General features: G+C 62.4%; 21 protein-coding genes and 2 pseudogenes. 9 read left to right on the top strand and 14 right to left on the bottom strand.

The window, feature by feature from the left end; all coding sequences use genetic code 11:
* Positions 1-29: 29 nt before the first annotated feature.
* The 4 genes from lptD to N0Q91_RS12180 are packed head-to-tail and all read right to left on the bottom strand — an operon-like array spanning position 30 to position 4,858.
* Positions 30-2,375, bottom strand: a complete 2,346-nt coding sequence (gene lptD / locus N0Q91_RS12195) for an LPS-assembly protein LptD (protein WP_100672113.1) — start codon at positions 2,373-2,375, stop codon at positions 30-32.
* Positions 2,375-3,457 carry an LPS export ABC transporter permease LptG gene (lptG, locus tag N0Q91_RS12190; RefSeq protein ID WP_275596514.1) on the bottom strand — a complete coding sequence of 361 codons (1,083 nt, stop codon included), beginning with the start codon at positions 3,455-3,457 and terminating at the stop codon, positions 2,375-2,377. Before lptG ends, lptD begins: the two co-directional genes overlap by 1 nt.
* The gene (gene lptF, locus N0Q91_RS12185; RefSeq protein WP_100672115.1) at positions 3,454-4,626 is read right to left on the bottom strand and encodes an LPS export ABC transporter permease LptF; all 1,173 of its coding nucleotides are present in this window, start codon (positions 4,624-4,626) and stop codon (positions 3,454-3,456) included. The genes lptG and lptF overlap by 4 nt, the downstream gene beginning before the upstream one ends.
* 25 nt (positions 4,627-4,651) lie before the next feature.
* Entirely contained in the window at positions 4,652-4,858 is a 207-nt protein-coding gene (locus tag N0Q91_RS12180; protein WP_275596513.1) for a hypothetical protein, read from the bottom strand.
* An 81-nt stretch (positions 4,859-4,939) separates the two neighbouring features.
* Between N0Q91_RS12180 and N0Q91_RS12175 the strand changes: the two genes are divergently transcribed.
* Positions 4,940-6,433, top strand: a complete 1,494-nt coding sequence (locus N0Q91_RS12175) for a leucyl aminopeptidase (protein ID WP_275596512.1) — start codon at positions 4,940-4,942, stop codon at positions 6,431-6,433.
* A gap of 3 nt (positions 6,434-6,436) precedes the next feature.
* Complete coding sequence (locus tag N0Q91_RS12170) at positions 6,437-6,901, top strand: DNA polymerase III subunit chi (RefSeq protein ID WP_275596511.1); 465 nt, start codon at positions 6,437-6,439, stop codon at positions 6,899-6,901.
* Between the two features lie 176 nt (positions 6,902-7,077).
* On the opposite strand, the gene N0Q91_RS12165 is transcribed toward N0Q91_RS12170, so the two are convergent.
* Complete coding sequence (locus N0Q91_RS12165) at positions 7,078-8,004, bottom strand: Gfo/Idh/MocA family protein (RefSeq protein WP_275596510.1); 927 nt, start codon at positions 8,002-8,004, stop codon at positions 7,078-7,080.
* Between the two features lie 181 nt (positions 8,005-8,185).
* Here N0Q91_RS12165 and N0Q91_RS12160 point away from each other — a divergent pair, with 181 nt between their 5' ends.
* Positions 8,186-9,025 carry a GNAT family N-acetyltransferase gene (locus N0Q91_RS12160; RefSeq protein ID WP_018094676.1) on the top strand — a complete coding sequence of 280 codons (840 nt, stop codon included), beginning with the start codon at positions 8,186-8,188 and terminating at the stop codon, positions 9,023-9,025.
* A gap of 88 nt (positions 9,026-9,113) precedes the next feature.
* Here N0Q91_RS12160 and N0Q91_RS12155 read toward each other — a convergent pair.
* A pseudogene (locus N0Q91_RS12155) lies at positions 9,114-11,002 on the bottom strand (ABC-F family ATP-binding cassette domain-containing protein).
* 310 nt (positions 11,003-11,312) lie between these two features.
* On the opposite strand from N0Q91_RS12155, the gene N0Q91_RS12150 reads away from it, so the two are divergent.
* Both N0Q91_RS12150 and N0Q91_RS12145 read left to right on the top strand, forming a co-directional pair.
* Entirely contained in the window at positions 11,313-11,594 is a 282-nt protein-coding gene (locus N0Q91_RS12150; protein ID WP_003531620.1) for a hypothetical protein, read from the top strand.
* Positions 11,595-11,826: 232 nt separating this feature from the next.
* Positions 11,827-14,477 (top strand): annotated as a pseudogene (locus N0Q91_RS12145) (non-ribosomal peptide synthetase).
* Here N0Q91_RS12145 and N0Q91_RS12140 read toward each other — a convergent pair.
* Positions 14,418-14,930 carry a DinB family protein gene (locus N0Q91_RS12140; protein WP_275596509.1) on the bottom strand — a complete coding sequence of 171 codons (513 nt, stop codon included), beginning with the start codon at positions 14,928-14,930 and terminating at the stop codon, positions 14,418-14,420. The pseudogene N0Q91_RS12145 and the gene N0Q91_RS12140 sit on opposite strands and share 60 nt — an antisense overlap.
* A 152-nt stretch (positions 14,931-15,082) precedes the next feature.
* Here N0Q91_RS12140 and N0Q91_RS12135 point away from each other — a divergent pair, with 152 nt between their 5' ends.
* Together N0Q91_RS12135 and ndk are read left to right on the top strand one after the other, a co-directional pair.
* Positions 15,083-15,772: a glutathione S-transferase family protein gene (locus N0Q91_RS12135; RefSeq protein WP_275596508.1), complete on the top strand. Its 690-nt coding sequence runs from the start codon at positions 15,083-15,085 to the stop codon at positions 15,770-15,772.
* A gap of 102 nt (positions 15,773-15,874) precedes the next feature.
* Complete coding sequence (gene ndk / locus N0Q91_RS12130; protein WP_003531616.1) at positions 15,875-16,297, top strand: nucleoside-diphosphate kinase; 423 nt, start codon at positions 15,875-15,877, stop codon at positions 16,295-16,297.
* Between the two features lie 52 nt (positions 16,298-16,349).
* Here the strand turns inward: ndk and N0Q91_RS12125 are convergent, their stop codons facing one another.
* Both N0Q91_RS12125 and N0Q91_RS12120 read right to left on the bottom strand, forming a co-directional pair.
* Positions 16,350-16,853: a hypothetical protein gene (locus N0Q91_RS12125; protein ID WP_275596507.1), complete on the bottom strand. Its 504-nt coding sequence runs from the start codon at positions 16,851-16,853 to the stop codon at positions 16,350-16,352.
* On the bottom strand, positions 16,850-17,410 hold the full coding sequence (locus N0Q91_RS12120; protein WP_275596506.1) for a CGNR zinc finger domain-containing protein: 561 nt from the start codon (positions 17,408-17,410) through the stop codon (positions 16,850-16,852). The genes N0Q91_RS12125 and N0Q91_RS12120 overlap by 4 nt, the downstream gene beginning before the upstream one ends.
* Before the next feature lie 68 nt (positions 17,411-17,478).
* Here N0Q91_RS12120 and N0Q91_RS12115 point away from each other — a divergent pair, with 68 nt between their 5' ends.
* Positions 17,479-18,375: a branched-chain amino acid ABC transporter permease gene (locus tag N0Q91_RS12115; RefSeq protein ID WP_275596505.1), complete on the top strand. Its 897-nt coding sequence runs from the start codon at positions 17,479-17,481 to the stop codon at positions 18,373-18,375.
* A gap of 19 nt (positions 18,376-18,394) precedes the next feature.
* On the opposite strand, the gene N0Q91_RS12110 is transcribed toward N0Q91_RS12115, so the two are convergent.
* The 5 genes from N0Q91_RS12110 to N0Q91_RS12090 form a co-directional block, all read right to left on the bottom strand.
* A complete protein-coding gene (locus N0Q91_RS12110; RefSeq protein WP_275596504.1) occupies positions 18,395-18,862 on the bottom strand; it encodes a molybdenum cofactor biosynthesis protein MoaE in 468 nt (155 codons plus the stop codon).
* Positions 18,863-18,866: 4 nt separating this feature from the next.
* Complete coding sequence (moaD, locus tag N0Q91_RS12105) at positions 18,867-19,127, bottom strand: molybdopterin converting factor subunit 1 (RefSeq protein ID WP_018094686.1); 261 nt, start codon at positions 19,125-19,127, stop codon at positions 18,867-18,869.
* Complete coding sequence (gene pgsA, locus N0Q91_RS12100) at positions 19,124-19,711, bottom strand: CDP-diacylglycerol--glycerol-3-phosphate 3-phosphatidyltransferase (protein WP_003531610.1); 588 nt, start codon at positions 19,709-19,711, stop codon at positions 19,124-19,126. Before pgsA ends, moaD begins: the two co-directional genes overlap by 4 nt.
* 234 nt (positions 19,712-19,945) lie before the next feature.
* Positions 19,946-21,970 carry an excinuclease ABC subunit UvrC gene (gene uvrC, locus N0Q91_RS12095; RefSeq protein ID WP_275596503.1) on the bottom strand — a complete coding sequence of 675 codons (2,025 nt, stop codon included), beginning with the start codon at positions 21,968-21,970 and terminating at the stop codon, positions 19,946-19,948.
* Complete coding sequence (locus N0Q91_RS12090; protein WP_275596502.1) at positions 21,967-22,731, bottom strand: SDR family oxidoreductase; 765 nt, start codon at positions 22,729-22,731, stop codon at positions 21,967-21,969. The genes uvrC and N0Q91_RS12090 overlap by 4 nt, the downstream gene beginning before the upstream one ends.
* Before the next feature lie 362 nt (positions 22,732-23,093).
* Here N0Q91_RS12090 and N0Q91_RS12085 point away from each other — a divergent pair, with 362 nt between their 5' ends.
* The gene (locus N0Q91_RS12085; RefSeq protein WP_018094689.1) at positions 23,094-23,732 is read left to right on the top strand and encodes an outer membrane protein; all 639 of its coding nucleotides are present in this window, start codon (positions 23,094-23,096) and stop codon (positions 23,730-23,732) included.
* Positions 23,733-23,822: the final 90 nt, after the last annotated feature.

Here is a 23,822-nt window from a genome sequence, read left to right as displayed (position 1 = left end):
CCGTCCGGAAGTGCGCCGTTTCAAACGCTCTAGAAGTAGTCCAGTTCGTCGAACTTGGTGTCGCCGACATAGACGTCACCGAGCGTGCGGAAGCTGATGCGGGCGCCGATCGACCAATCGTTCGCAAGCGAACTGTCGGTGTCCCGCTCCTGCTTGTAGACGATCGAGAACAGCGTGTCCTGGTCGTCATAGGTGATGCCGAGGCCGTTGCGGGAGACGACGCCCGCGTCGATGTCGTAGGTCACCGCGCCGAAAACCGACCAATATTCGTGGAACCGGTAGGCGGCAGCGGTCTGGATTTCGTCCTGATCGAACGGTGAGCCATAGGTCGGCTGGGCTTCGATCCGCGTATAGGTGAGAGCGGCCTGCCAGTTCAGTCCGAGATAGCCGACCGTTGCATCGGCCCGGCGCAGCGAGAAGTCGCTTTCGTCCAGCCGTCCGGAGAGGCTCGCCATCAGACCCGACGGGGCATCGATACCCAACATGGCGACATAGTCGGAACTGTCGGTTTCGAGGCCCGAATCCGCCCCGACCTTGACGAGATCGTCCGTCGCGAAGGAATTGAGGCCGCCAAGGTGAAACGACTGGCCGGCTATGGCGCGCAGGCCGAAGCCGCTGTCGAAGCTTCCAGTATAGCGCAGACCGATATTCGCGCGCGTACCGCCCTCGATGCGATCGTAACCGGAGAATTTGTCGCGATCGAAGAGGTTGGTCGCGTCGAAGACGAAACTCTGCGCGTCTTCGTTCGGCAGTCCGCCCGCATATTGCTCGTCCGGACGCGCATACAGCTGCCCGATTGGCTCGAGAACGTGGGTGCTCGTCTCTCCAGCGAAGAGGATCGGATAGCGTGCCTCGAGACCGGCGGTCAACATTCTACGGGTCTCGGCATCGCTGCTGCTGAAGTTGCCGGTGTAACCGACCGGGTCATCCACATTCATGCCGAGGGCATCGCCGCGTGCCGCGAGCAGCGGTGTCAGCACAAGTCCGCCGGGCGCAATGAAGGTTCGCTTCCATTCGAGTTCGCCGGTGAGCCTGTGCGAGGTACCCTCGAGGCCGCGGAAGCGCTCGACCCCCAGCACGTTTATCCTGTCGAGCCGGTTGCGCTTGATGTTGGTAAGGTTGAAATCGGCGTTGAGTTCGCCGCCCAGGATCGGCTCCGGTGCAGTGTAGGAATAGTCGAGGACCTGCGCGATCGGCTGCTTGTTTTCGTCGAGGCTGTTTGGGTCGGCATCCTGAATGTCGAAATAGAAGGCCCGCAGGTCGAAATAATTGCGTTTTCCAAGGCCCGTGAGATAGGCCTGGTTCACATAGGTCGTGCCGTCGAAGGTCGACAGATCGTAGGTCTTGGCGAAGTTGTTGTCCGACTGGACGAGGACGTTCCAGCCGAAGCTCCAGCGCGGATTGATCTCGAATTTGCCCCGCGAAGCGATCATGCCGCGATTGGTTTCCAGCGCGTCCACGGTTCCCGGTGTGAATTGCTCCCTGTCCAGCTGGCTGATGCCGGCGACGTTCAGCGTATGCAGGCCGTTGTGGAACTGCTGCCGGAACTCACCTTCAAGGAGAAAACCCTGGCGGGTCAGCCCGGTGCCGGTGATCGTCGCGTCCATGTAGGGCGAGATCGCCCAGTAGTACGGCACTCCTACGCCGGCGCCGAGCTTTTGCGTGTAGCGGAACTGCGGGAACAGGAAGCCACTCTTGCGCTTGACCGTATGGTCCGGGATTTCCATCACCGGAATGTAGGCGATCGGCTTGCCGAAGAGCTCGAAATAGGCGTGCTCGAGCCGAATGGTACGGGTGCGTCCGTTCTGAATGATTCGCTGGGCCTTGATGTGCCACAGAGAGCGATGTTCCGGCTTGGTGTTGCACGGAGTGCATGCGGTGTAGACAGCCTTGTTGAGAATGAATTCCTCGCCATTGCGTCTTTCGCCGGTTTCCGCCGCCAGGCGCGTCAGATCCGTCGTTTCGATCCTGAGGGCCTGGACGAAGCCGTTGCCGAAGTCGTCGGTGACGTCCATTCTGTCGGCATAAACGATGTTGCCGCCCGGCTCGATGAGCTGGATGTCGCCGGTCGCGAGGATGCGGCCGGATTTCTGGTCGTAATCGACCTGCCGGGCCACCATCTTGTAGCCGCCGTATTCGATCTGCACATTGCCGCGTACGGTCACCTTTTCCGTGTCGCGATTGTAGACGAGCTCATTGGCGGTCAGCAGCAGCTTGGCGTCGGCAGGAATATTCGGCTGCAGTTCGTCGATTCGCGTCCCTGCATCCTGCGCCTTGGCTGGCGCATTCATTCCGATGGCAAGCATATGCAGCGCCACGCCTGCAAGCAGGGCAGCGTTGGTAAGCTTCATGCGTTTGCGGTTGCCTGCCGCCACTAGCCATCCTCCTGATGCAGTAGAATCGTCGAGCCCAGCGCCATTGCTACAACAACCGGCAGCCAGGCTGCAACGAACGGAGGCACAATGCCGCTGCTCCCGAATGCTTTGACAAGCACGGTGACGACATAAAGCACGAAGCCCGACAGGATTCCACCGAGAATCACCGATCGAGATTGGTTGAACCGGCTAAATTTTAACGAGACGCAGGCGGCGATCAGCGTCATGGCGACGAGCAGCAGCGGCAGCGACATGAGAGAGTGAAATTGCGTTTCCAGGCTGTTGGTGGAAAAGCCGAAGGACCGTGCCACTTCGATTTTCCGCGGAAGGTCAAAAAACTGAATAGAATCAGCCTTTGCCAGACGTTCCTGGACGAAATCCGGCTTCAGGTTGGTGCGAAGCTGTGCCGTTTCCATACGACGCGGCAGGCGCCCGACCTCCGTCTCGACGACGCCGTTAAGAAGCCAGTAACCATCTTCGAGTTTCGCCGACTTCGCATCCTGCCGGAGCGTGATTGCGCCCTGTGGATCGAAGTGGATAACGGTCACGTTGATCAGCTCGGTGCCGCCGTTCTGGACGGAGCGTGCGCCGATGATCGTGTCGGTGCCGTCGTAGATCTGCCGGAGCCAGGGAATCGAGTTCGCGGCGGCCGAACGGGTGGAGCCCCACTCTGCCTCCAGCGCTTCCGCCTTCTTGGTTCCCCAGGCGGCAAGCGGGTTGATCACGACCACGGCAAGCACGCCGAAGAGCAGGGCGCCGACGACGAACGGACGCAGGAATTGCCAGACGGAAATGCCCGCCGCCCGGGTTACGACGAGTTCATAGCGCCGGTTAAGGGAGATCAATGCAGCCATCGCCGCGAAAAGCGCGACGAAGGGCACCGTTTGCTGCAGAATCGTCGGAATGCGGAACGCAGTCATCAGCAGCGCGCCCGACACCGTGTAATGTGGCAGGTTCGACATGCGGCTGGTCAGTTCGCTGAAGTCGATGATGAAGATCAGCGCGAAAATGCCGACGAGGAACCAAAACGTGGTGCGTGCATAACGTTTGAAGAAATAACGTCCGAGCGTGTTGAAAATCATGAGGGCTGCTCCCCGTCGGCACCCGCCGGCCGCACGAGCCGTAGCCTGACCATGAGGTCAGTGAGCTTTTCCTGCCAGGTCATGGGGATGTCGAGGCGCCGGTTGCTGGCAAGCTGCTGTATGGCAAGCGCTCCCGTCACCAGCGGGATCAGATACATGAGCGGCACGAACCATACCGAATCTTCGGCGCTGTTGGCCGCGTAGAACGTCATCCACCGGATGACCAGAGCCGCTCCAAGAGCGCTGACCATCGGGTGCACGCGTGCCTCGCGATGCGACCGGGCATCGCTGCTGACGACCAGTGCAATGAGGCCGAAGAGCAGCGGAAAGGTCCATTCGGTGAAGCGCCGGTGCAGCTCCGCCGCAAAGGCGCGCGGAGCTCTCTTGTAGGCTTCGTCGTCGGGATCGGGGTCAAGCAGATAGAAGAGATCGCGGTCCTTGGCGCGGATATTGGCCTCTCCCGCCATCCTGGTCAGGTCGGTCAGATCGAAGGCGTAGGAGTCGAACTTGATGATGGAAACGTCGCCGTCCGGCAGTTTGCGGTGGACCTCTCCGTCCTTCATCACCAGCGCGGAGCGTTCCTCGTCGACGGCTCCTTCGCGCGCATAGTAGACGAGTTCGAAATTCGGATCGCGCGCATCGGCGACGAAGATGCCCTGCAGCACGCCGCCGCTGCGGCGGGCGCCGACCTGAACGTAAAGCCCGTCGGTAATCTTGCGGAATGCGTTCTCCTGGACGACGGAGGCAAGCAGATCCGCATGGGCCGTCGCGATCATCTTGCGTACCGCAACGCGCGAATAAGGCTCGACGAAATTGTCGATGGCGAAGGAGAGGACGCTCAGTCCTGCCGCGAGAAACATCACCGGCCGGATGATGGACATGCGCGAACTGCCGGCGGCACTGAGCACCGTAAGCTCTGAATCGGTGTTCATCGCGCTCAGCGTCTGCGTCACGCCGATCACCAGGGCAAAGGGCAGGATGATCGGCACGACCGAGGGCAGAATCAGCGTCGCGAGCTTCAGGAAGGCGATGATCGACTGACCGCTGTCGGTAACGAGGTTGACATTGGTGAGCGCCTGCGTGGTCCACACGATGCCCATCAACGGCAGGAGCGTCGCCAGGAACATGATCGTGGCGCGCCGGAATATGTAGCGTTCGATGAGCTTCATAGCCGTATCCGGTCCAAGGTCCTGCTCAATTTCGTATGCCGTTCGGTTGCGGACGAGCGCGCAATTTCTTGCCGGCCGAGGTGGCCGTCTTCGTCCCCGTGCCGCGAATCGGAATATGCGACAACAGGGAAAATATAAGCCGAAGAATTTCGGTTAAGGGCATGTAAACATGTGCGAGCATCTTGCCAAGCGCCTGAAAAGCGAGAAGGGTGCGCCCCACAGCTTCGATCACCGCCGACGTCGCGAATGTCGGTCACTGTAGCCGTCCGGTAACAGGCCGGGCGCCACCGTCAGAAAGTGCCTGGAGTCCTGCATGCCGATGAAATTCGAGTTTTCTTTCAGCAAATCCCACCGCCCGGCCGGCGGCGTCGCGATACTCCTGCAGGTTGCGGGCGCCAAGGAAGCGGCCGGGGCGGCTGTCGTCGATCCGGAGGGCGTCCTGCCGAAGGCGGCGAAGATCGGGAAGTTCACGGGAAAGGCGCTCTCGACTCTCGACGTCATTGCGCCGCACGGCTCGCCGGCCGATCGGATTGTCCTGCTCGGCCTCGGGGACGCGGGCGGAGTCGGCGATCACGACTGGCTGAAGGCCGGTGGCGCCGCGGCTGCGAAATCGCGGTCTGCCGAAAAGATCACGGTTTTCCTCGATGCGCCGGGGCTCGAAGTCACCGGCAAGGCAGCCGCGGATTTCGCCCTTGGCATGGAAATGAATGCCTACGGCTTCGAAAGCTACAAGACCCGGAAATCGGATGACGAGCCGAAGGCGGCGCAGAAACCGGTCAAGGTCACCATCGTCACCGGCACGGTGATCGCAGCGAAAAAGGCCTTTACGACGGCCCAGGCGGTCGGAGAAGGCGTGTTTCTGGCGCGCGATCTCGTCAACGAGCCCGCCAACGTGCTGGGCCCGGTCGAGTTCGCGGCGCGCGCGAAGGAACTGGAAAAACTCGGCGTGGATGTCGAGATCCTGACCGAGCGGGAGATGAAGAAGCTCGGCATGGGCGCACTCCTCGGCGTGGCGCAAGGTTCGTCCCGTCCGCCGCGGCTGGTGGTCATGCAGTGGAAGGGCGGAAAGGCCAAGGAAAAGCCGGTCGCCTTCATCGGCAAGGGGGTCGTCTTCGACACCGGCGGCATTTCGATCAAGCCCGCTTCCGGCATGGAGGAAATGAAGGGCGATATGGGCGGAGCGGCGGCAGTGACCGGCCTCATGCATGTCCTTGCTGCGCGCAAGGCAGCCGTCAATGCCATAGGTATCATCGGGCTCGTGGAGAACATGCCGGACGGAAGTGCCCAGCGGCCGGGCGACATCGTGACGTCCATGTCCGGGCAGACGATCGAGGTGATCAACACCGACGCCGAAGGCAGGCTCGTCCTCGGCGATGCCCTCTGGTACTGCAATGATCGCTTCAAGCCGCAGCTGATGATCGATCTGGCAACGCTGACCGGCGCGATCATGGTAGCGCTCAGCAATCATTACGCGGGGCTGTTTTCGAACGACGACCGGCTGGCAGAGCAGTTGCTCGCCGCCGGTTTGGCGACGCAGGAGCGACTGTGGCGGATGCCGCTCGGCAAGGAATACGACAAGATGATCGACAGCAAGTTCGCCGACATGAAGAACACCGGCGGCCGGCACGGCGGCTCTGTCACCGCGGCGCAGTTCCTGAAACGCTTCGTCAAGGACACCCCCTGGGCGCATCTCGACATCGCCGGCACCGCCATGGGCTCGCCGACCGACGAGATCAATCAGTCATGGGGCTCGGGCTTCGGCGTTCGTCTCCTCGACCAGCTGGTGCGCGCGAACTACGAATCGTGACCGTTGGCCCGAGATCGGAATGACCGAGATCCTTTTTACCACCTGACGGAATCGAAGCTCGAAGACGCCCTGCCGCCGCTGCTCGACAAGAGCATCGAGCGCGGCTGGCGGGTGGTCGTGCAGACGATCGACGCCGAAAGGCGTGATGCGCTGGATACGCATCTATGGGTCTATCGGGACGACAGCTTCCTGCCGCACGGGACGGACGCCGGCGATTTCGCGGCGGAGCAACCGATTCTCGTCGTCGCCGATGAAGGCAACCGGAATGCCGCGACTGTGCGCTTTGTCGTCGACGGCGCCGAGCCGCCGCCGGTTTCGGAATATGAGCGGGTTGTTTTCATGTTCGACGGCTACGACCAGCAGCAGCTCGAGGCGGCGCGCGATCAGTGGAAGCGGCTAAAGGGCGAGGGGCACAATCTCACCTACTGGCAGCAGAACCGTGACGGAAGATGGGAAAAGAAAGCGTGATCGACGCGAATCAGGCCGGAACCGGTTGCCCCGCATCCGGCCTGCCTTCCACCTTCTCCCCGCAGGCGGTGCGAAAGAGACTCGCGGCAGCGTCGTACTCGTCCCCTCGGGTTTAGCCGGGGAGAGGGGCATCAGCGGCGGCGAGGGCGACAGCACCATGTCCGCACACGCCACACTTAGTCGTGGAATGCCTCGACGAATTTGCGGCGGCCGAGCATGAAGGCGTCGGCCACGTGCCGGAGCGGCGCCAGGTCGACATCCGATCTGCCGGCTTTGATGATCTCGGCGAAACGCCGATAGAGCATGGGGTACTCCTGCTCGGGCTCCTCGTGGACGATCTTGCCGTCGATCGCGAGTTTGGCGCCGCCCTCGGAGAGGACCATCTCGCCCGCATCGGTTTCAGCGACGATGTCCCAGCTCTGCTTGCCTGTCTGGCGCCAATCGAACTCGGCAGCGACATCGAGCTTCTCGGCATCGCTGAAGGCGATCGTGGCGGCGATCGGCGCGTCGCGATTTTCGGGAAATTCGAGTGTCGCGGAGGTGATGAAGACCGGCCGGGGCAGGATGTGGGTCATGATCGAGAGTGCATTGATGCCGGGATCGAAGACGCCCAGACCGCCGGCTGCCCAGATCCACTCCTGATTCGGATGCCAGTGGCGAACATCTTCCTTCCAGATGATCCGGACGTTGCGTATCGCGGTCGACGCCAGAAACGTCTTTGCCGCCTCCACTGCCGGCGCATAGCGCGAGTGCCAGCTCGCGAAAAGCGAAACGCCTTTTTCGTCCGCCAGCGCCTCCAGGTCCGCGACCTCGCTCAAAGTCGCGCCCGGCGGCTTTTCGAGGAAGACATGCTTGCCGGCGGCAAGTGCGGTACGCGCCGCCTCGTAGCGGTATTGCGGCGGCATGCAGAGCGAAACCGCCTCGACCCCCGGCACGGCCTCGAGCATGGCCTCGATCGACTTGAAATTGTCGATGCCGTCCACCGTTCCATGGCGGCTCGCGGCTGCGATCAGGCGGTAGTCCGCGTTCTTCGCAAGCGCCGGCAGATGTTGATCGCGCACGATCTTGCCGACGCCAACGATGGCAATGTTGATTGGGGACATGGTGTTTTCCGCCCTGATTAGTATGATTTATTCCGCACCCTTTTAGCAGATTGGGAAATGCCGACAAGCCGGCATCCAGTTGCAAAAATTAGCCTAGCCGCTTGGGTGGACAAGATGGAACCCAAATCTATCTTGTCCGTCTTCTTGCCTCTCGAGGGGGTCTCCGAAGTCAGGATTTCAGATGCCACATATTCGTCTTGCGACACGGGCCGAGCTCGACACGATCATCGACTGGGCCGCCAGGGAGGGATGGAATCCCGGTACTGACGACGGCAATGCTTTCTGGGCCGCCGATCCAGAAGGCTACTGGGTCGCGGTCGAGGAAGAGCGGCTTGCCGCTGCCATTTCGCTCGTGCGCTATGGCAGCGGTTACGCATTTCTCGGCTTTTTCATCGCCGACGAGGCGTATCGGGGCAGGGGCATCGGCCTCGATCTTTGGAAGTGGGCGATTGCAAGGGCCGAGGGGCGGACCATCGGCCTCGACGGGGTCGTGGGCCAGCAGGGAAACTATCGGAAATCGGGTTTCGGCTGGGCGCACGCGAACATACGCTACGGCGGCGTGGTGAACGTGACCGAGCCGCCCGGCACCGAGCTTGTCGACGTGGCGCCGGTGCATTCGGCGACGCTGATCGATTATGACATGAGGTTCAATCCAACGCGGCGCGAGGCGTTTCTGCGCGAATGGACCAAGCAGTTGCAGACGCGCAGAAGCGTGGTCCTGCTGCGAGACGGCGCAATCACCGGTTACGGAACGATCCGCAAGTGCCGCGAAGGCTACAAGATCGGTCCGCTGCTCGCCGACAGCGAGACCGGTGCGGATCTCCTGTTTCGCAAGCTCGCAACCGGCACCGGCGGGGAACGGATCTATTTGGACGTTCCCGAGCCGAATGCGTCCGCCCGAGCACTTTGCACGCGCTACAACATGAAGCCGGTTTTCGAGACCGCCCGCATGTATCGCGGACCTGCACCGGATCTGCCGCTTGCACGGATTTACGGGATCACGACCTTCGAGCTCGGCTAGAGCGGGATGGGGAAAACTGTGCCATTTCCGCCGGTGTCTTCAGGTCGACCCGACCTAAAGACATCGTGATCGAGAGCAGCCGGGCTGATTATCCCGCCATCGCTTCCTCGTATTCCGCCGACAGCTCCAGCCATTGCTCTTCCGCAGCAGCAAGTTTCTCGACGGCATCGGCGCGCTCCTTGGCGCGCTGAGCCGCTTTTGCCGGGGCCTTCTCGTAAAGCGCGGGATCTGCAAGCTCCGTATCAAGGGCCTGAATCACTTTCTCCAGTTTGGCCGTCAAGGACTCGATCTCATTGATCTTTTTCCTGAGCGGTGCCAGTGAGGCTCGCCTGTCCGCATTGGCCTTTCGCTGGTCTGCCTTGGAGAGCGCCTCATCCGATCCGTTCACCCTGGGCTTGTCGTCCCTGGGCTTCGGCCCGCCGACGATCAGCCCGCGATAGTCCTCGAGGTCGCCGTCGTAGTTCGTGACGGTTCCTTCGCGCACCAGCCACAGCCGGTCGGCCGTCGCTTCGATCAGGTGGCGATCATGCGAAATGAGGATGACCGCGCCGGAGAAGTCGTTGAGGGCGGCGATCAGTGCATTGCGGCTGTCGATGTCGAGATGGTTGGTGGGCTCGTCAAGGATAAGCAGACTTGGCGCCTCGAAGGCGGCAAGGCCCATAAGAAGCCGCGCCTTTTCGCCCCCGGAGAGATCCTTGGCCGCGGTGTCCATCTTCTCGGTTGCAAGTCCCATCTGCGCCACGCGGGAGCGCACCTTCGCTTCCGGCGCTTCCGGCATGCGGCGGCGGACGTGCTCCACGGCACTCTGCGTCGGCACGAGGTCGTCGAGCTGGTGCTGGGCGAAGAAGCCCACCTTCAGCCCCGGGGCGATCCGCACCTCGCCGCTTTGCGCCGGGAGGCGCCCGGCGATGAACTTCGCAAAGGTGGACTTGCCGTTGCCGTTGGACCCGAGAAGCGCGATCCGGTCGTCCGCATCGATGCGCAGATTGAGCCTCTTCAGGATAGGCTTGCCCGGTTCGTAGCCGACCGCGCCGCCCTGGATGGCGACGATGGGCGAGGCCACCTGCTTCTCCGGGTCCGGAAAGGTGAAGCCCTGGACATGGTCTTCGATCACGGCTGCAACGGTGCCCATCCGCTCCAATGCCTTGATGCGGCTCTGGGCCTGACGGGCCTTGGAAGCCTTGGCCTTGAAGCGATCGATGAAGCTCTGCAGATGCTTGCGGGCCGCCTCGTTCTTGGCTTTCGCCTTCATCTGCAGTTCGTCCGCTTCCGCCTTTTGCCGCTCGAACTGATCGTAGGAGCCGCGGTAGAAGGTGAGCTTCTTCTGATCGAGGTGAACGATCGCGTTCACCGCGGTGTTCAGGAGGTCGCGATCGTGGCTGATGATGATCACGGTGTGCGGATAACGGCGAATATAGTCCTCGAGCCACAGCGTTCCTTCGAGGTCGAGATAGTTGGTCGGCTCGTCGAGGAGCAGCAGATCGGGCTCGGAAAAAGGACCGCGGCAAGCGCCACGCGCATGCGCCAGCCACCGGAAAAGGAGGAGGCGGGGCGTTTCTGCGCCTCGTGGTCGAAGCCGAGACCGGCGAGAATGCTTGCCGCGCGCGCTTCCGCCGAATGGGCGCCGATGTCGGCGAGCCGCGTCTGGATCTCGGCGATCCTGTGCGGGTCGATCGCCGTCTCCGACTCCGCGATGAGCGCGGTGCGTTCCCTGTCGGCGTTGAGCACGATTTCGATCAGAGGCTCTTCCGTCCCCGGCGCTTCCTGTGCGACCTGCCCGATCCGCGCGTTCTTCGGCAAGAAAACACCGCCGGCTTCCGCCGCAAGCTCGCCGGTGATGACCCGAAACAGTGTGGACTTGCCGGCGCCGTTGCGCCCGACGAGCCCGGCCTTCGTGCCCGCCGGGAGCGTCACGGAAGCGTTGTCGATAAGCAGACGGCCCGCAATGCGGGCGGAGAGGCCGGATATCTGGATCATCCGGGCCTTTTGCCCGGACTTTTTCGGGAAGGCAAGAGGCTCGCGCCACTGCTCTCGCGATCGCTCGGATAAGGATGCCGAAGGCATTTTCAAGTAAGGATTGTTATGGATTCATGGACAACGTGTTCCGATAATCAATACTTCCCATCCTCATCATGAGGCCCCACATCTTCGGACGGAGAGCACGAGAATGCTCTTCTGACCCTTTGATCGGACCGGGCGCCATCGGCGAGGCCACCGCGTCCGGAATGGTGCCGATCAAGGCGGTCGCGACGAAACCTTCGTTCAAGCGAACGACCGATCAGGAGTGATGATCATGAGGAACGCAATCCATACTGCTCTCGCCGCCACCCTTGTTGCCACAGCCGTTCTCGGCGGTGCATCCGCAGCCTTTGCCGGCGGCAGCTATTATCAGGGTGTCAGCGACAAGCCGCTCTACACCGAACGCGCAGCGCGAGCCGGTGACCAGACGGCCGTTCGCCGTGCCGACGGCTCCCTCGACCGTACGTCCACCGGTTCCGTCGGCTATGCTCCGCAGCCGAAGGTCGTTTCCGGCGGTGAAGGCGAATATTACCAGGGCCTCAGCCGCTAAGGTCACAGCCGACGAGTCACGGAGCGGGCGCGGCCTCCCACGCGCCTGTGGCTCCGCCCGAACGAAAGGCCCGGTTCCCACGAACCGGGCCTTTCGTGCTCCGGGTGGCCTATTCAAACGGCGCGCTCCGCGCGCAAAACCGTTTCGCACAACGTCCTCTCGCCGCTTCGCCCTTTATACTTGACGATGGGAGTCAGCAATAATATGCCGCCTTGCTAAAATGGAGGTGGTTTTGGGCGGCTCAGGCGAAGTTTCGGTGTCTCCGTTCGGTGTTGCAAGTCTTGCTGCGCGGGGCGATCGGCCGGCGCTGCTTTTGCGCGGCGGGCGGATCGTGAGTTACAGCGAACTTGCCGAGCGCATCGACCGGCTCGCTTCTCGGTGGCGCGGCGATCGCGGCCTGGTCACAATCGAGGCCGATCTTTCCGAACACGCTATCGTCGCTTATCTCGCAGCACTCGAGGCGGGCCACGCGGTCGCCCTGTGCGGCACCGCTTCCATGGTCAAGGATCGCGACGTCTTCAAACCGGAATATTGCTACCGCCGCTTCGGCGGCCGCTGGCGCATGGAGCGGCTGGAGGGAGAAGCGATCGGGCCGCATCCCGAACTTGCCGTCCTGCTCTCGACGTCCGGCAGCACCGGGCAGGGAAAATGGGTGCGGCTGTCGCACATGAATATCCAGTCCAATGCGCGATCAATCGCGGAATATCTCGGTTTGACGGCAGCGGACCGAGGCTGCCTCATCCTGCCGCTCCACTATTCCTACGGGCTTTCCGTCCTTAACGCCCACCTCGCCGTGGGCGCGAGCGTCTATATGCCGGGCTGTTCCATCCTCGACGAGGGCTTCCTCGATGAACTTGCGCAGAGCGGCAGCTCCAATTTTGCCGGAGTCCCCTATTCCTACGACCTCCTGGAAATGGCGGGATTCCGGGAGCGGGATTTTCCGGCGCTGCGCTTCATGACTGTGGCCGGCGGACGTTTGGCGCCGGAACTCGTTCGCCGCTACAATGAGCATCTCTCCGCGCGCAACGCGTGCCTTTTCGTGATGTACGGCCAGACAGAGGCAACCGCTCGCATGGCCTATATGCCGCCGGACCGTCTCCGCGGCAGGGAAGACCGGATCGGCATCGCCATCCCGGGCGGCAGCCTGACGATAGAGGACGACGGTGGAAGGATAATCTCCAGCGCCGATCAGCCCGGCGAGCTTGTCTATCGCGGGCCGAACGTGATGATGGGCTACGCGTCGTCGCGCGCCGATCTCGCGCGGGGGGCCGAGTTGTCGGAATTGCGGACCGGCGATCTGGCCGTAAGAGATGCGGACGGGCTCTTCCGGATCGTCGGACGAACAAAGCGGATATCGAAGATTGCCGGCCTCCGAATAGGTCACGACAGTCTGGAGGCGGCCCTGGAGCGGCACGGCGTCGCCGCGGCCGTGGTCGGCAGCGACACCGAAATTCATGCCTACTATGTGGGAAACCGCGATCCGGATGAAGTTCGCCGCCTGCTCGTCGAGGCGAGCGGCTTGACCTTGATGCATTTAGGGGCTTCCCGCCTGGACAAGTTGCCGAGATTGACATCCGGCAAGATCGATTACCCGGCCCTTCGCAAGCGGCCGGCCGCGGCGACGTGCGGCAGTTCGGAAGAGGGGGACGTCGAGGCGCTTTTTGCCCAGCTGTTCTATCCGAAGAAGGTTCGACGGGAGGACAGTTTTCTGTCGCTTGGTGGCGATTCGCTCCGTTTCGTCCAGCTTTCGATCGGCCTCGAGAGGAGGCTCGGAGAACTGCCGGAGGCCTGGGAAAAGCTCTCGATCGGCGAACTCGCCGCCCTCGGCAGCCGCGAGCGAAAGAGCCGCCGCATCGGCGCGGATCTCCTGATCCGGGCGCTGGCGATCCTGCTGGTCGTGGTCCACCACGAGACGCTTTGGCCGATTCCGGGAGGATCGGCTGCCATGGTCATTCTCGCCGGCTTCGGTCTAGCCCGCTTCCAAAGCGGCGCACTGCTCTCCGGCGCGATAGACAAGCTGCTGCGGTCGCTCGTCCAGATTCTCGTCCCTTATTATCTGATCGTGGCGGGCTACACGCTCGCCTGGGGCCAGGTACCCTGGGCGTCGGTCTTTCTCGTCGGGAATTTCGGCTTTGCCGACCCCGGGCGCCACGGCATGGTGCCCTATCTCTACTGGTTCATCGAAGCCTATTGTCAGATGCTGCTGGTGTTTGGCGCTCTGTTTGCCGTTCCGGTCGTCCGGCGCGCCGCGGCCAGAAGACCTCTTGCCGTGGGCATGGCGTTGTTTGCCGCGGCCTTCGCTGCGCGGATGGCGTTTCCGCTTCTCGTCGATATCGGCAACCGCCAGATATTCACCCTTCCATGGATATTCTACATGGCGGTGCTCGGCTGGTGTGCGGCAGTTGCCGAAACGTGGAAAGAACGCTCGATGGTAATGCTGGCAGGAACAGGCGTTTTCCTGTTCCTCGGGCTTTATGAGGGCGTCTGGATCGGGACGAAAGTCAAATATCTGCTGCAGATCGCCGTCCTGGCGGCGCTGCTCTTCCTGCCGCGCATTCGCATGCCGCAATGGGGTACGCGGCTGATCCTGCCGCTTTCCGCAGCGGGCTTTCATATCTACATCCTGCACCGCTTCGTGCCGGAGTTGCTGTTGCTGCCGATCCGGCCGTTGCTGTCGCCGCTGGCGTTTGCCTTCTGCTCAATCCTGGGGGCATCGCGCTCGGCATTGCCGCCTGGCTGGGGCAGGGTCGACTTATCGCGTGGCTCGCCGGTGCCCGAGACAGGCGCATCTCGCTTGCCACGGAGGGCGGCTCCGGCCTCGCTTCAATCGGCCCACTTCTTGCCCTCGGTCCGCAGGAAGAAAACCAGGTCCAGCGTCAGTGAGGGCTGCCTAAGCGCGGTCAAGATCGCATGCGCCTGGCCGCGATGATGGGTCTGATGGTTGAAGAAGTGAGCGAGCGTCCGTGCGAGCCGTTCCGTGACCTCGACCGGATTGGTGAGCGGAGAGTAGGTGAAGTGCCCGGCAAGGCGCGCCTCGTCGAGGCTGTCGACCCAGGCAATGATGCGGTCGTCCTCGGCCGCCCGCGCCGCCGCCAGTCCGGTGAAATCTTCGTGCAGAATGGCGTCGAGTTGCGACGGCGCCTCGCCCTCTTTCGTAAACCGCTTCATCCAGATCCGGTCCGCCGCGAGGATATGGTTCAGCGTCCCGTGCAGCGAGCCGAAGAAGGCTCCCTTGTCCTCCCGGTATTCCGAATCCGATAGTTCCGAGACGGCAGCGTAGACACGCCGGTTCGCCCAGCGATTGTAGTCGGCAAACATCCGGTAGTGGTCGAGCATCGGCAATCTCCTCCTGTGGTCGGCTCCTCGTGTGGTCGGCAACCTATCGCGAATCCGTATCAGGGTGTCGAATGCTACTGATGAAATTAAGTGATTTGATCCGCAAGCGGTGCTCCCCTTATGTGCCTCGGTAGCGAAATACAGGAGCCTGAATGACACGCAAACTCTATGCACTCTCCGGAACCGACAGGAGCCGCCCCTTTTCGCCGCATGTGTGGAAGACGAAGCTATCGCTCGCGCACAAGGGCCTAGCCTTCGACATCGCGCCCGTCGGCTTCACCGAGATTCCGAGGCTGGAGCAGGGGGCGACGAAGATCGTTCCCCTGCTGCGCGACGGGGAGAAACTCGTCAGCGACAGCTTCGATATCGCTCTCTATCTCGAAGAGGCCTATCCCGATCGTCCCCCGCTGTTTTCCGGCGAAGGCGGAAAGGCCATGGCTCGCTTCGTCGAGGGCTGGTCGCAAACGGTTTTGCATCCCACGATCGGACGTATCGCGATCATGGACATTCATGACAGCCTCGACCCGATCGACCGGGCTTATTTCCGGGCGAGCCGCGAGGAGCGCTTCGGAAGGCCGCTGGAGGCGGTTGCCGAGGCCGGGCGTGGAGACCTCGAAAGCTTCTCGGCGAAGCTCGAACCGCTCCGCCACATGCTGAAGTTTCAGCCGTTCCTCGGCGGCGACGGGCCGCTATTTGCCGATTATATCGTCTTCGGCGCGCTGCAATGGGCGCGTATCGCTTCGCCACGCCGCCTGCTTGCCGCAGGCGACGTCGTCACCGACTGGTTCGAGCGCTGCCTCGACCTTCACGACGGCTTGGGCCGCAGCGTGACAGCGGCGTGAAACTACAGCGCGAGGGGGCGAATCATCGCCGCGCCCCCTTGTTTTGCGCGGAATTGGCGGCTAATGAACCGCCACTTCTTAAGAGCAAGGGAAATTGAGCCAATGGCGATTGAACGTACCTTTTCGATGATCAAGCCGGATGCGACGAAGCGCAACCTGACCGGCGCCATCACCAAGATGCTGGAGGATGCCGGCCTTCGCGTCGTCGCCTCGAAGCGCGTCTGGATGAGCCGCCGCGAAGCCGAAGGCTTCTATGCCGTCCACAAGGAGCGCCCGTTCTTCGGCGAGCTCGTCGAATTCATGTCCTCCGGCCCGACCGTGGTCCAGGTTCTCGAAGGCGAAAACGCCATTGCCAAGAACCGTGAAGTCATGGGCGCTACCAACCCGGCTAACGCCGCCGAGGGCACGATCCGCAAGGTCCACGCTCTTTCGATCGGCGAAAACTCGGTTCACGGTTCCGATGCCCCGGAGACGGCTGCCGAGGAAATCGCCTACTGGTTCTCCGGCACCGAGATCGTCGGCTGAGCGATAAAGCAGAGACGTGATTTTCGAGCCGGGGCGGCGACGCTCCGGCTTTTTACGTCGGGCAAGTGGCGGTCTCGAAGCGCGCCGGCGCCTTGCCGTCCTTGAAGACCTCCGGGTTCTTGTCGTAGGCCGGACCTTCGACAAGGGGTTTCGCCGGCATCACGTCCTGATCGATGTCCGAAATGACAGTCGTCTCCAATCTCTGAAGCGATGTCCCGTCCGGCCCTTTGACCTCGATGGTCACGGCATAGGGTATCTGCTTCTTCACGCAGGTGATGTCCGGACTTTCCAGCACCACCTTGTTCAGCTTCGGGAAAAGCCGCCGTTCAAGCGTCAGCGGATTGCCGCCGGCAGGGTTTTCGAAGGTTGCGACGACAGTGCTCCCATCCGGAACCGGCTCCGTCTTGTTGAGGGTGACCATATAGGTCGCATAGGCCAGCCGATAGTTGAACACGAACATCTTGCCGGTCAGTTCGAGCGGATCCCTGCCGCTTTCGCGTTGACAGCCGGCAGCGACCGCTGCGGCGAGCAGAGCGGATATCATGGCTTTCTTCATGGCTTCGGTTCCTCCCTGCTGCGGCGATAATGACGCCTGGCCTTCGTGCGGTTGCCGCAAACCGCCATGTCGCACCACGTCCGGCTTCGGTTGCGGCTGCGGTCGAGAAACAGCCACGCGCAGTTGGGACAGATTTTGAGGCGTTCCCTCTCCGGTCCGGCAATGAGACCAAGTGCCGAATGCGCCGTGGCCACATCGAGCGGCGTGCCTTTGCCCGTGTCCGCGGGTTGACGCAGGACGGTGGCGATCGCCTCGAGCAGATCGGCCAGGAGGTCCGGCCGATCCTCAGTCCGCACCAGCGCGCGGAAGTGGCGGTCGGTCGCCTCGCGCAACCCGATGAACGCATTTCGGCGCTCTGATTTAGCCGGGACGAGCGTGCCGAAACGGCTCCGTTCGGCGCCGTAGAGATTTGCGGCCTCGGCGAAGCTGTCGATCGCCGCCGGATCGTCGAAGCGATCGATCCGGCGCTCCGCGTCGAAGCGCAGGACCACGGAATTGGCGACGTCCAGTGCGAGTGCGCCGCCGGAGAATCGATGTGCGGTCCAGGTGAAGCTCATGCGAAAAATCCTAACTGGTAAAAGCTATTTTACCAGTTATAGTACGCTTGTCATCACGCGGATGTGCCATGGCCTATTTCCTGCAGCAGATCGCCAACGCCGTGCCCGTGGCCGCGCTTTATGCGGCGCTCGCCTTCGGATACGCGATCGCCTTTGCCGTCACACGCCGGGCGGATCTGACCTATGGCGCACTCTTCGCCTTTGCAGGGCAAATCTTCGTGCTCTTCGCCGATGTCGGCTGGAGCCGGCTGTGGCTGGTACTGCCGGCGGCGCTCGCGCTGGGGGCGGCAGCGGCGCTCGCATTCGGGCTCGGTGCCGGCCTTGTTGCCGGCCGCTACGTCATGCGGCCCCTGGCTTTTTCCTCCGCCAACGCGGTGGTCGTCGCCTCGCTCGGAAGCCTGCTGGTGCTGATGGAAACAGCCCGGCTCGCCTCCGACACCAGAAGCCTCTGGCTGCCGCCCTTCCTGAACGACGTGGTGGTGTTCTGGCCCAATCCCGCCTTTCCGGTCGCGCTGACGGTCGTACAACTCGTCAATACCGCGCTCATGGTGGCCCTTGTCGCCGGCGGCCATTGGCTGTTGACCCGTTCCTACGCCGGCCGCTACTGGCGCGCCGTTTCCGAGGATCGCAAGGCCGCCGCGCTTTGCGGTATCGATCCCGGCGTGGTCTATGTCGCCGCCTACGGCGTGGCGTCGCTGATCGCTGCGTTCTGCGGGATTCTCGCTGCTTCCTATTACGGCAACATGGATTTCGGCACCGGCCTGACCTTCGGGGTCAAGGTCCTGTTCATCGCGGCCATCGGCGGGCAGGCTTCGCCGCTATTCGCGGCACTGGGCGCAGCCGGCATCGGCCTCATGGAGACCTTGTGGAGCGCTTATGGACCCATCCTCTGGCGGGACTTCGCCATATTCGGCTTTCTGGTGATCGTGCTCGCGATCACGCGCCGGGAAAAGATCATTCCATGAACCGCTAGGCGGTGTGAGATCAGCGACGCGTCCAGCGATCGCGTGCCGCGTCGTCCGCATCCTTCGCGCTGACCCAATCGCCTGCGCTGCCGTCGGTGTGATGTTCCTTCTTCCAGAAGGGGGCCGAGGTCTTCAGGAAATCCATGATGAAATTCGCGCCATCGAATGCCGCCCGCCGGTGCGGCGAGGCGGTTATCACCAGGACGATATTCGCTCCCGGCTCCATGCGGCCGAAGCGATGGATGGCGGTTGCGGCCTGCAGGCCGAAGCGCTCGACCGCTTCCTGGCATATCCGTTCGATTTCCGCCTCCGCCATGCCGGGATAGTGCTCGAGCTCGAGGGCGCCGAGGGCTCCGGCCTCGTCGCGGCACAGCCCCGCAAACGTGACCACCGCACCGATGTCAGTCCGCCCACGGCAAAGCGCCGAGACTTCGGCGGCGATGTCGAAATCGTCGCGCTGGACGCGCACGGTGACCGCGGCAGCCATGATCTCAGCCGCCCGTCATCGGCGGGAAGAGGGCGATCTCGCGGGCGCCGGCGATCGGCTCGCCGTGCTCCACATGTTCCTGGTTGATCGCCGCGCGGATGACGTTCGCGTGCTCGAACACCGCGGCATACTCCTCGCCGCGGGTCCTCAGATGGCCAAGCAGATCGGCGATCGTGACGACATCCTCCGGCAGGTCCAGTGTTTCTTCAGGCCTGCCGATGCGTTCGCGAACCCAGGAGAAATAGACGAGGTTTACCGTGCTCATTCGTTGACCACATGTTTCAGGCCGGCGCGGAAATAGTCGTAGCCGGTGTAGAGTGTGATGGCCGCGGCGATCCACAGAAGCAGGATACCGGCTTCCGTCACATAGGGCACGATCTTGTCGCCGGCCGGACCGGCCAGCAGGAACGCGATCGCCACCATCTGGATCGTCGTCTTCCATTTGGCAACCCGCGTCACCGGAACGCTGACCTTGAGAGCTGCAAGATATTCGCGCAGACCGGAAACCAGTATCTCGCGGCAGAGGATGATGATGGCAGCCCAGATCGACCAGCCGGCGATCGTCCCGTCGGCGGCCACGAGCAGCAGGATCGAGGCGACCAGCAGCTTGTCCGCGATCGGGTCGAGCATGCGGCCGATATTCGAGGTCTGCTTCCATATGCGGGCGAGATAGCCGTCGAAAAAGTCGGTGATCGAAGCCGCGACAAAGAGAATAAGCGCGGTCCAGCGCGCGAAGTCCGAGCTGTGAAGCCGGCCTTCGATGAAGAAGCAGAAGACGATCAGCGGCACGATCAGGATGCGGAAATAGGTCAGCAGATTCGGGATGCTATAGGCTATGGGCGTTGGCATGGATTCGGTTTCTCTGGACACGACAGTCCTCATTTCCCGCCATCTGGGGTCTCGGCGCGATCGATTCTAGTGGTCGAAGCGGGATGCGGGCGGAAACGCCGAATGCCTTTCCTCATCCCCTCCGGGTTCAGCTGTACAGAATGACTTTGCGACCATAAGGTCAACAGATCATTGCGTGACGCCTGTCATAATTGGCGGATTTCGCCTGAATGCAGGCTGAACCGCGCCGCGCCGTCATTTGGCGGCGTCTTCGTGGAAATGCTCGTAGACGATACGGGCGACCGTTTCGGAAATGCCGTTTACCGACATCAGGTCGTTGATGCCGGCGCGGGAGACTGCCTTGGCGGTTCCGAAATGGGTGAGGAGCGCGCGTTTGCGCGTCGGGCCGATTCCGGCGATCTCGTCGAGCGGATTCTTGACCATTTCCTTCTTCCGGCGAGCCCGATGCGAGCCGATCGCGAAGCGGTGCGCTTCGTCGCGCAGGCGCTGGATGAAATAGAGGACCGGATCGCGCGGCGGCAGAGTAAAGCTTTCCCGGCCTTCGGCGAAGAAACGTTCGCGGCCGGCGTCGCGGTCGACGCCCTTGGCCACGCCGATCGCCGCCACGCTGTCCTCTATGCCGAGTTCCTTGAGAATCGCACGAACCGCCGTCATCTGCCCTTGGCCGCCATCGATCAGGATGACGTCGGGCCACGCGGGGAAACCGGCATCCTCACCCGGCTCTGCGGACCGATCCGGCTTGCCCTCCTCTTTCAGGAGACGGGAAAAGCGCCGCGTCATGACCTCGCGCATCATGCCGAAATCGTCGCCCGGCGTGATGTCGGTCGATTTGATGTTGAACTTTCGGTACTGGCCTTTGACGAAGCCCTCCGGGCCGGCGACCACCATGCCGCCCACCGCATTGGTGCCCATGATGTGCGAGTTGTCGTAGATCTCGATGCGGCGCGGCACGTAAGGGAGTTGGAAGGTTGCGGCAAAGCCTTCGAGCAGGCGCCCCTGCGAAGCGGTTTCCGCGAGCTTGCGGCCATGCGCCTCGCGGGCGTTTGCGAGCGCATGCTCGACGAGATCCTTCTTCTCTCCGCGCTGCGGCACGAGGATCGAGACCTTGTAGCCGGATTTCTCGCTGAGCGCCTGTGCAAGCAGTTCCTGTTCCTCCACGGGGGCGCAGAGCAGGACCTGCCGCGGACAGGGCTTGTCGTCGTAAAACTGGGCAAGAAACGCGCTGAGCACCTCGGCCGGCGGGATCGAAGGGTCGGCTTTCGGAAAATAGGCGCGATTGCCCCAGTTCTGCCCCGTCCGGAAGAAGAACACCTGGATGCAGGAGATGCCGCCTTCGTGATGAATGGCGAAGACGTCCGCTTCCTCGACGCCGGCCGGATTGATGCCCTGGTGGCTCTGGACGTGGCTCAGCGCGGCCAGCCGGTCGCGGTAAAGCGCGGCACGCTCGAAATCGAGGTTTTCCGAAGCCTCGGCCATGGCGGAGGCAATGGTCGCCTTCACCGCCTGACTCTTGCCGGAGAGAAAGTCCTTGGCTTCGCTGACCAGTTCCGCGTAGTCCGCATCGCTGATCTCGTTCGTGCACGGCGCGGAACAACGCTTGATCTGGTAGAGCAGACAGGGGCGCGTGCGTGTTTCGAAGACACTGTCCGTGCAGGTTCTGAGAAGAAAGGCGCGTTGCAGCGAATTGATCGTGCGTCCGACTGCTCCGGCCGAGGCGAAGGGGCCGAAATAGTCGCCTTTGCGGCTGCGCGCGCCGCGATGCTTGTAGAGCGCCGGCGCTCGCGTATCGCCGGTGACGACGATATAGGGGAAGGACTTGTCGTCGCGCAGAAGCACGTTGAAGCGCGGGCGCAGGCGCTTGATGAGGTTCGCTTCGAGCAGCAGCGCCTCGATCTCCGTCCGCGTCGTCACGAATTCCATATGTGCGGTCTCGCGAACCATGCGCGCGATGCGGTTCGAGTGGCCGCGCCCCTGCGCATAGTTGCTCACCCGCTTCTTCAAGCTGCGGGCCTTGCCGACATAGAGCACGTCGCCGGCCTCGTTGAGCATCCGGTAGACGCCGGGCCCGTTCGGCAGGCGCTTGACGAAGGCCTGGATGAGTTCGGCTCCCTTGAGGCCCGCCGCTTCCGGCAGGCTCTCCGCCCATCCTATTGCCGGCGCCGGCCGTTCGGGCTCGGTCACTTCGACCAGATCGTCTTCATCGTCCGTCTCCGTGGCGTCGTAAAGGATGCCGCCATCGGTGGGCGTCTGCCCGTTCATTCCACTATCTCCCGAATATCCGGCGTCTCCCAGGCAAGGTGCTGGCCGCCGTCGAGTGCAATCATCTGTCCGGTAACCGACGGCGTGTCGAAAAGGAAGCGGATCGCACGTCCGAATTCATCGAGCGCCGGACCGCGCCTGAGGATCAGCGCCTCGACCTGGGCCTCGAAATCACGCGGATCCTGTCGCTCGTTCGGCAGCGTCGGCCCGGGTCCGATGCCGTTGACGCGGATGTCGGGGGCGAGCGCCTGGGCCATCGTCTGAGTTGCCGTCCACAGCGCCGACTTCGACAACATATAGGAATAAAAGCGCGGATTTGGAGACCAGACGCGCTGATCGATCACATTGACGATGAGACCGGAGACGTCGGTCGGCCGCTGCAGGGCAAAATCGCGGGCGAGCAGAGAGGGGGCTTTGACATGCAGCGCGAAGTGCCGCTCCCATACCGCTTCGTCGAACTCGGCGAGGCTGTCCTTGTTGAACACCGAGGCGTTGTTGACGAGGAGATCCAGCGGACCGAGCAGGGCCGTTGCCTCGGCGATGAGCCCGGAGGCGGCGCCGGCTTCGGTAAGATCGGCTCTGAGTGCGACCGCCCTCGCGCCGGTCTTTCCCAGCTTCTCGGCGAGCGCCTCCGCTTCTGCGAACGATCCGTTCGCGTGAATGGCGAGCGCGAAACCGTGCGCCGCCAGATCCTCGACTATTGCCCTGCCGATGCGTCGGGCGCCGCCGGTAACGAGCGCCGCCTTGAGTGTCCTTTTCAAAGTTTCGTCCCGTTCTTCGAATCCTGATGCCGAGTGGCAGAAGATATAGACTGGAAACGCTCGCCGAAACTCTCGCCGGAGGATTCATTTCTGAAAAATTAACGCGGAAGCCGTAATTTGCATTAGTTTGTATTGCTATAGTATATCTTTCGTTAATCATGAATCATGGTTAATAAAATCCCTGTGTCGGCGCTGCAACATCGCTTTTCAGTCGCGTTGCCGCCACTAAAATTTCACATTTTGGCTCTTGTGATTCCTCATTTCCTGATCAATTTCGGGTCAACCGGGCGGGTTAATTACAGATGTCCGGTGTTCCGCCGGGAAACACCTAAAACGGAACGCCGGTTCGAAAGGAGAATAGTATGCGTACGCTCACCACCACCCTCATGGCCTCGGCCATGGCCCTCGTTGCTTTCCAGGCCGCCCACGCCGCTGACGTGGTCGACGAAGTTCCGGCTGCTCCGGCTGCCGAATATACCGAACCGGCGGTGCGCAACTGGTCCGGCGCCTATGTCGGCGGCACCATCGACTGGCACCATGGCGAGGCCGATGCGACCGGCAACAATAAGTCGGTCGGTTTCGGTGGCGGTCTCTATGGCGGCTACAACGTTCAGGACGGCCAGATGGTTTATGGCGGTGAGGCCGACGTAAACTACACCGGCAACGATGCCCGCTCCAGCGGCCGCCGCGTCAAGCAGGGTGTCAACGGCTCGGTCCGCGGTCGCGTCGGTGTCGACCTGAACCCGGTTCTCGTATACGGCACGGCCGGTGTCGCACTCGGCAATGCCAAGCTTTCGACTCCGGCAGGCTCCGACGACAAGACTCTTGTCGGCTGGACCGCAGGTGTCGGCGCCGAAACCTTCGTCACCGACAACATCACCGCGCGTGCCGAATACCGCTACACGGATTACGGCTCCAAGGACTTCCGCGCCGGCGGTTCGACGATCTCGTCCGGCTACGACGAGCACAGCGTCAAACTCGGTATGGGCGTCAAGTTCTGATCCGTCCAACGCGATCGAAAAAAGGCCGGGCTAACCCCGGCCTTTTTTGTTTTGAGCCGCATCCTGCGGCGCGCGCCACGAGTCTCCTTC

This window comes from Sinorhizobium prairiense, from assembly GCF_029201645.2.
Classification (GTDB): domain Bacteria; phylum Pseudomonadota; class Alphaproteobacteria; order Rhizobiales; family Rhizobiaceae; genus Sinorhizobium; species Sinorhizobium meliloti_A.
Note: the sequence above shows the minus strand (reverse complement) of the source record. Positions and strands in the feature narration are given on the sequence as shown.